Here is a 311-nt window from a genome sequence, read left to right as displayed (position 1 = left end):
GTGCGCGACATCGTCGGCAATGAATCGGAAGACTGGTGCAAGGCAACCCGCATCGTCGTCACCACCGGCATCGACCTGCTGGCCGCACCGATTGTTCAGGAGGCTGTCAATAATGAACTCGACGCCGATAAACAGGGCGATAACGACATCACGGTGCATGTCACGGCCACACGGCCAGACTTCGAGATGGATGACATCATTCACTTGACCATGCTCGGCACCACCCTGGAGGGCGAAAAAGTCGAAGTCACCGCCCTGCCCCAGACCGTCGACAATATCCCGCATAACTACGAGTTCAAGCTGTCCATTGC

1 protein-coding gene is annotated in these 311 nt (G+C 56.9%); it reads left to right on the top strand.

Features of this window, described 5'->3' with window-relative positions:
* Positions 1-311: hypothetical protein (locus QMX91_RS31395; RefSeq protein WP_282413924.1), on the top strand; the 311-nt coding region annotated here is incomplete at both ends.

It is taken from the genome of Pseudomonas sp. PS01299 (assembly GCF_029960145.1).
GTDB classification, from domain to species: Bacteria; Pseudomonadota; Gammaproteobacteria; order Pseudomonadales; family Pseudomonadaceae; genus Aquipseudomonas; species Aquipseudomonas putida_A.
This window is presented reverse-complemented; position numbering and strand designations above follow the sequence as displayed.